6 protein-coding genes are annotated in these 7034 nt (G+C 76.1%); all 6 read right to left on the reverse strand.

Annotated elements, in window-relative coordinates; all coding sequences use genetic code 11:
* Positions 1–2 precede the first annotated feature (2 nt).
* Positions 3–1895: a squalene--hopene cyclase gene (shc, locus tag ACH01S_RS19760; RefSeq protein WP_067893312.1), complete on the reverse strand. Its 1893-nt coding sequence runs from the start codon at positions 1893–1895 to the stop codon at positions 3–5.
* Complete coding sequence (locus tag ACH01S_RS19765; RefSeq protein WP_067893314.1) at positions 1896–2906, reverse strand: polyprenyl synthetase family protein; 1011 nt, start codon at positions 2904–2906, stop codon at positions 1896–1898. It abuts the gene before it with no gap.
* Entirely contained in the window at positions 2903–4258 is a 1356-nt protein-coding gene (gene hpnE, locus ACH01S_RS19770; RefSeq protein WP_281289224.1) for a hydroxysqualene dehydroxylase HpnE, read from the reverse strand. Before hpnE ends, ACH01S_RS19765 begins: the two co-directional genes overlap by 4 nt.
* Positions 4255–5172 (reverse strand): presqualene diphosphate synthase HpnD, encoded by a 918-nt coding sequence (gene hpnD, locus ACH01S_RS19775; protein WP_067893328.1) that lies wholly within the window; start codon positions 5170–5172, stop codon positions 4255–4257. The genes hpnE and hpnD overlap by 4 nt, the downstream gene beginning before the upstream one ends.
* On the reverse strand, positions 5169–6032 hold the full coding sequence (hpnC, locus tag ACH01S_RS19780) for a squalene synthase HpnC (RefSeq protein ID WP_148344614.1): 864 nt from the start codon (positions 6030–6032) through the stop codon (positions 5169–5171). Before hpnC ends, hpnD begins: the two co-directional genes overlap by 4 nt.
* Positions 6033–6176: 144 nt before the next feature.
* Positions 6177–7034, reverse strand: an 858-nt coding sequence (locus ACH01S_RS19785; protein ID WP_067893316.1) for an aminoglycoside phosphotransferase family protein, incomplete at its 5' end; no start/stop codon positions are given.

A 7034-nucleotide genomic window follows, 5' to 3' on the forward strand; every position in this document is an offset into this window, starting at 1 on the left:
TCTCACGACCCCTTCAGGTAGCGGCCCAGCGCGCTGAGGGGGAACACCAGGCGGTACAGGTGGTAGTTGATGTAGAAGTCGCCGGGGAACCCGGTGCCGGTGAAGTGGTCCTCGTCCCAGGTCCCGTCCGGGCGCTGGTGGTCGACGAGCCAGCGGACGCCGCGCTCGGTGGCCTCCCCGCGCTCGCCCGCGGCGAGCAGCGCCAGCAGCGCCCACGCCGTCTGCGACGCCGTGGACGCGCCGTGCCCCACCCACGACCGGTCGCGGTAGGACCGCAGGTCCTCGCCCCAGCCGCCGTCGTCGCGCTGGTGGCGCTCCAGCCAGCCGACCGCGTCCCTGATCGCCGGCTTGTCGGGGCGCACCCCGGCCGCGACCAGCGCGGGGACGACGCTGCCCGTCCCGTACACGTGGTTCGCGCCCCACCGGCCGAACCACGAGCCGTCCGGCTCCTGCGCCTTGAGCAGCCACACGACGGCCCGCTTGACGAGCAGCGAGTCGGCCATGCCGCGGTGCGCCATCGCCTCCACGACGTGCGCGGTGACGTCCGCGGACGGCGGGTCGATCACCTCGCCGAAGTCGCAGAACGGCAGCCTGCGGCACAGCGCGCGGGTGTTGTCGGCGTCGAACGCGGCGAACCCGCCGTCCTTCGACGCCATCCCGGCCATCCAGCGCACGCCCCGCTCGATCGCGGGCTCGGCCAGCGGATGCCGGACGCGGTTCAGCGCGATCACCGCCTCGGCGGTGTCGTCGACGTCGGGGTAGACGTCGTTGTCGAACTCGAACGCCCACCCGCCGGGCGGCAGGCCGGGACGCCGCACCGACCAGTCGCCGGGCCCCCTGACCTCCTCGCCGATCACCCAGCCCGCGGCCCGCTCCAGCGCCGGGTGCCCGGCGGGCAGGCCCGCGTCGGACAGCGCGGTCATCGCGAGGACGGTGTCCCACACCGGCGACTGGCACGCTTCGAGGCGGCGGCCCCGGTCGTCCCTGATCGTGAACCGTTCGAGGCCGTCCAGCCCGCGCTGGATGACGGGGTGGTCCACGCCGTAGCCGAGCAGGTGCAGCGCGAGCAGCGAGTACACCCACGGCGGCTGGATGCCGCCCCACGAGCCGTCCCGCTCCTGGCGCGCGACGATCCACTCGGCGGCGCGGCGCAGCGCGGCCCGCCGCAGCCCCTTCACCGGGCGCCGCTCGTACCCGCGCAGCGCCCGGTCGAGGGTCTGGAACGCCATGTCCCAGCCGGGCCGGACGCGGGCGCGCGGGCGCGGCGCGTCGTAGCCGGGGTACAGCTCGTCCAGCGCGAACGGCAGCGGCCGGACGGGACGCAGCGCCGCCACCACGGTCAGCGGCACGATCGTCTGCCGCGCCCAGCACGCGAAGTCGTACACGTTCAGCGGGAACCAGCGCGGCAGGAAGATCATCTCGGGGGGCACGACGGGCAGCTCGTCCCAGGGCCAGCGGCCGAACATCGCCAGCCAGAACCGGGTGAACACCCGCGTCGCGGGGATGCCGCCCGCGCTCCGGACGTGCGCGGCGGCGCGGAGCATGTGGTCGGCGTCCGGCGGGTCGCCCGCGAGCCGCAGCGCCACGTACGCCTCGACCGTCGTCGACAGGTCGGGCGGGCCGTCGTGGAAGTTGGCCCAGGCGCCGTCCGCGGCCTGCTGCGACCTGATCCAGCGGGCCGCCTCGCGGGTGTCGTCCTCGGTGCGGATGCCGAGGAACTCGCGGAGGAGCATGTCCTCGGCGTCCATCGTGACGTTGGTCTGGAGCTCGCCCTTCCACCAGCCCTGCGGCGACTGGAGGAGGAGAAGGTGCTCGCGGGCGGCGTCCAGCGCGTTCGCCGCCGTCCGGGGCGCGGTGCTCTCGGAGGTGTCGGGTGTCTGCTCGGTCGCTGTCATTCAGTGGTCCCGGCGGGTGATGAAGTCGGCGATGTGCAGGAACTCGGCGCGGACGGCGTCCGGCAGCCGCGCGGTGACGAGGTGCTCGGCGGCCCGCTGGATCCGGCGCTCGGCCTCCAGCTCGGCCCACGCGCGCCCGCCCGCCGCCTCGACCAGCGGCGGGATCGCGGCGAGCTCGTCCTCGGTCCGCTCCGGCTGCGCGTACAGCTCGGCGAGCCGCTTCGCCTCCGGGCCGTCCGCGTTCAGCGCCGCGACGACCGGCAGCGACATCTTGCGGGACCGGACGTCCGACAGCGCGGGCTTGCCCGTGGCCGCCGGGTCGCCCCACAGGCCGAGCAGGTCGTCGACGAGCTGGAACGCGATGCCGAGGTCGGCGCCGAACGCCTCCAGCGCCGCCGCCAGCGGGTCGGGCGCGCCGTCCAGGACGGCCCCGATCGAGCACGAGCAGGCGATCAGCGCGGCCGTCTTGTCCGACGACATCGCGACGCACTCGTCCACGCCGATCTGCCGGCGCGTCTCGAAGTCCATGTCGAGCGACTGGCCCGCGATGAGCCGCCGGGTCGTCACCGCCACCGCCCGCGCCGCCCGCGACGAGCCCTGGCCGGGCGCTTCGAGCAGCACCTCCAGCGCGAGCGCGAGCAGCGCGTCCCCGGCGAGGATCGCCGACGGCTCGCCGAACACGGTCCACGCGGCGGGCCGGTGCCGCCGCGTCCGGTCGCGGTCCATGATGTCGTCGTGCAGCAGCGAGAACGCGTGCACCAGCTCGACCGCGACCGCGCCGGGCAGGCCGCTCTCCGGCGGCGCCAGCGCGGCCCGCGCGGACAGCAGCGCCAGCGCGGGGCGCAGCGCCTTCCCGGCGGGCGCGTCGCGCGGGTGCCCCTCCTCGTCGGTCCAGCCGAGGTGGTAGGCGGCGACGCGGTAGGTGCGCGGGTCGAGCCGTCCGACGGCGGCGCGCAGCGCCCCGTCGACCAGCTCGCGGACATCGGTCATCGAGACCGGAACGGCGGTCATCGGTCCCTCACCCCTTCCAGGTGGCGACGGACCAGCCGCGCGGCGGTCAGGCCGCTGCGCACTGCTCCCTCCATCGTGTCGGGCCAGCCCGTGTCGGTCCACGCGCCGGCGAGGAACAGTCCGGGCGCCCGCGTCGCCGCGCCCGGCCGGGCCGCGGCCGTGCCGGGACGCTGCCGGAACGTCGCCCGGCGCTCCCGCGTCACGAACACCTCCCGGACCTTCGCGTCCCGCGCGGCGGGCAGCAGCCGCCGCAACTCCGGCAGGAACCGGGCGCGCAGCTCGGCGGCGGGCATGTCGATCCAGCGGTCCGCCGCCGACAGCGACACCGCGAGGTACTGGCCGGAGTGCAGGCCGCTCACGGCCGTCCGGTCGAACACCCACTGCACGGGCGAGCCGACGGCGGCGGCGAACGGGGCGTGCCTCGGGACGCGGGCCCTGCCGATCGCCGGGCCGTGCAGCACCTTGCGGTCGTAGACGACGTGGACGTTCACGATCGGGCTGGCGTCCAGCTCGTCCCAGCGCAGCGGGTCGGGCAGCGCCTGCGCGGGCAGCAGCCGCGCCGCCGCCTCGTGCGGCACCGCCAGCACCACCGCGTCGGCGGCCATCGGGACGCCGTCCACGACGACCTTCGGGTCGGTCGTGACGGCCTCGACCTTCGCCTTCAGCCGGACCGTCCCGCCCATCTCGGCGATGCGGCGCAGCGCGGGCCCGCCGTGCAGCTCGTCCAGCGGGACGAGCGGCACCCCGATGTCGGCGGCGTCCGGACGGCCGAACAGCGCCCGCCGGCACACCATCGCCGACAGCCCGAGCGCGGCGTCGTCGACCTCGGCGTTCAGCGCGGACGTGAGGAACAGCCCCCACAGCGCCTGCCGGGCCCACGCCCGCTGGCCGCGCCCGGCGAGCCACGTCCCGGCCGCGACGCCGTCGAGGTCCGGGTCGTCCGGGTCGAGCCGGCGCAGCGCCGCCGCCGCGCGGACGGCCCGCGCCCGGTCGGTGACCGGCAGCGGCGCGTACCGCGCGAGGGCGGGCAGCAGGTGCAGCGGGCTCGGCAGGTTGGAGCGGCGCAGCCGCCCCGGCTCGGTCCCGGGGCGCAGCACCGGGACGTCGAACCGCTCCTGCACCTCCACCAGGTGCTCGGCGCGCAGCCTGCGCAGCAGCCCCTGGTAGGCGGTGCAGCACCGGAGGAACACGTGCTGCCCGTTGTCGACCCGCAGGTCGCCGCGCGCGAACGAATGGGTGGCGCCGCCGAGCCACGGCCGCGACTCCACCAGCGTCACCGGCACGCCCGACTCCTGGAGCGCGACGGCCGCGCTGATCCCGGCGAGGCCGCCGCCCACGATCACGACGCTCACCGCTCCACCCCCGACATCGCCCGCGCCGCCACCACGGCCTTCTGCCACGTCGGCAGCGACAGCCGGGTGTTCAGCGCGGCGGACGGGCGGGCCGCGATGTTCTCCAGCAGCCGCCGGTAGATGCCCGCCATCGCCGCCGTGCAGGCGGCGCTGCGCCGGTCGAGCAGCGGCAGCAGCCGCAGCCCCTCGGCGTACCAGGCCCGCGCCCGGTCCGCCTGGTAGGCGACCAGCTCGTCCAGCCGCCGGGGCGGGTCGGTGAACCGGCCGGAGTCGTCCAGGGCGAGCGTGCAGCCGAACCGCTCCAGGTCCTCGGCGGGCAGGTAGATCCGCCCGGCGAGCCGGTCCTCGCGCAGGTCGCGCAGGATGTTGGTGAGCTGGAGCGCGACGCCGAGCGAGTCGGCGAGGCCCTCCGCGCGCTGCCTGCCGTCCGAGCCGAACACGCCGAGCGAGAGGCGGCCGACCGTCCCGGCGACGCGCTGGCAGTAGCGCAGCAGGTCGTCGAACGTCTTGTAGTCGGCGCCGCGGACGTCGTCCTCGCAGCCGTCGATCAGCTCGTCGAACGCCTCCAGCGGGATCGGGTAGCGGGCCGCCGCGTCCGCCAGCGCGATCAGCACCGGGTGGCCCTCCAGCGCCCGGGCGTCCGCGCGCGAGCGCAGCACGTCCTGGACGGTCGCGAGGCGCCGCCGCGACCGGTCCAGCAGGTCGAGCCGGACGCACGCGGGCTCGGGGCCGTCCCCGATGTCGTCGACGCCGCGCGCGAACGCGTAGACCGCGCTCATCGCCCGCCGCTTCGGGCCCGGCATCAGCCGGATCCCGTAGGAGAAGTTGCGGGCCTCCTCGCGGACCACCCGCTCGCAGTGCCGATAGGCGTCCTGGACCCCGTCGGCGCCCGCGCGGACCTCCGAAACCGTCATCGCCATCCCCTTCCCAACCCCCGCGCCCATCCGGCGAGGAGCCCGGCCCGGCGGGGCCGGAGCCGGTGCGCGAGGACGTCGTAGCGGCCGCGCTCCAGCGCGTCCAGCGCCGCGTGCCCCCCGGCCACGTAGCCCGCGACGGCGACCCGGGCCCACCCGGTCAGCCCGGCCATCAGCGGCGCGGACCCGCCGTCCAGCAGGGCGCGGGCGCGGCCCGCCTCCAGCGCGAGGACGCCGCGCAGCCGCGTCGGCGTGACCGGGCGGCCGAGGTCGTCCTCGGCGCAGCCGAACCGGCGCAGGTCCTCGGCGGGCAGGTAGGTCCGCCCGGCCCGGTGGTCCTCGCCGACGTCCTGGCAGTGCTCGATGATCTGTAACGCGGCGCACACGTCGTCGGACGCCGCCACGAGGCCCGGCCGGTCGGCGCCGAACAGCCGCAGCACGACGCGCCCGACCGGGGCGGCCGACAGGGCGCAGTACCCGATCAGCTCCTCGAACGTCTCGTACCGGTGGACGGCCTGGTCCTGCCGGTTGGCGCGGATCAGGTCGCGGAACGGGTCCGCCGGGATCCGGTGCGCCCGCACCACCGGCGCCAGCCGGCGGAGCTGCGGCAGGGCCGGCGTCCGGCCGGCGTACACCCGGTCGAGGTCGTCGTCCACGAGGCCGAGCAGTTTCGCGCGCTGCTCCGGCGGCGCCTCGTCGCCGATGTCGTCGACGAGCCGCGCGAACCCGTAGAGGGCGCGCAGCCCGGCCCGGTGCCGTGCGGGGAGCAGCCGCGCCGCGACCGGGAAGTTCTCCCGCGCCGCCAGCCGGTCGAGCGCGGCGTCGTGCTCGTCGAAGCTCCAGGGCGATTCAATGATCACCCCCAGAAGATCGTCCGGACCGGCACTAAAGAAACTCTGGCCCAGGTATGGACTTCTTGAAACGCCGCTTGCCCGGGACGGACCGTTCCAGAGTCCGCGCCGCCCCGGGGGTTGACCTTCGCCCGGTCGTCCCGGGACGTTTCCTCAGGTCAGCCGGGGGAGAAGGTGGAACGCGACGGCGAGCGGACCGCCGTCCGGGGCGCCGCCGTCCTCGGTCGTCCACACCTCGGACAGGACGGACACGACGAACCCCCACGCCTCGACCCGCTCCCTCGGCATGCCGAGTCCGTCCGCGAGCTGCTCGATCCTGGCCGGGAGCGGTTTCAGCTTCTCCTCGCCGCCGTCGCCGGGGTCGGGGTTGTAGAGGAGCGCGCCGGTGTCGTAGCCGGGGTCGCCGACGTAGCCGTGCGGGTCGATGGCGAGCCACGGCTCGCGCTCGGCCCGCAGGACGTTGTCGTGGTGCAGGTCGCCGTGCAGGACGACCCGCTCGCCGTCCGCGCACAGCTCGGCGAAGAGTCCCGCCGCCCGTTCGACCAGATGCCGGGGGAGCGGGTCGTCGCCGGGGAAGCGGGCCAGGTGCTCGGCGAACGACGGGCCCTCCGTCTCCGCCAGGTCGGGGAGGGCGCAGTCAGGCGGCGGCTTCCGGTGGAGGCGGCGGATCACCTCGATGACGGCGGCGGTGGCCTTTTCGTCTTGTTGCGGGACGAGGTCGCGCGCGAGCGTCCCCGGCGTGGCGCGTTCCAGCAGCAGCGCGCCCCGCTCGGCGTCGTGCGCGAGCAGCCGGACCGCGCCGCGCCCGGCGAAGATCGTGAGCGCCGCCGCCTCGTGCGCGAGGTGGCCCGGCTGGGGCGGGCCCAGCTTGAGGACCGCAGGGGCGCCGTCGCCCGTGGTCGCCTCCGCGACCCAGTGGTAGCTGAGCGCGAAGGGCGCGCCGACGCGCAGGTCCCAGTCGCGGGCGACGGCGGCGGCGGTCCGGGGCAGGTCGTCCAGCCAGCGGCGGCC

Source organism: Actinomadura chibensis NBRC 106107, assembly GCF_001552135.1.
Classification (GTDB): Bacteria; Actinomycetota; Actinomycetes; order Streptosporangiales; family Streptosporangiaceae; genus Spirillospora; species Spirillospora chibensis.

What these genes read in the sequence shown, in the direction of transcription:
- ACH01S_RS19765 (WP_067893314.1), bottom strand. Translation starts at nt 2,906, where the DNA reads ATGACCGCCGTTCCGGTCTCGATGACCGATGTCCGCGAGCTGGTCGAC.
- shc (WP_067893312.1), bottom strand. Translation starts at nt 1,895, where the DNA reads ATGACAGCGACCGAGCAGACACCCGACACCTCCGAGAGCACCGCGCCC.
- hpnD (WP_067893328.1), bottom strand. Translation starts at nt 5,172, where the DNA reads ATGACGGTTTCGGAGGTCCGCGCGGGCGCCGACGGGGTCCAGGACGCC.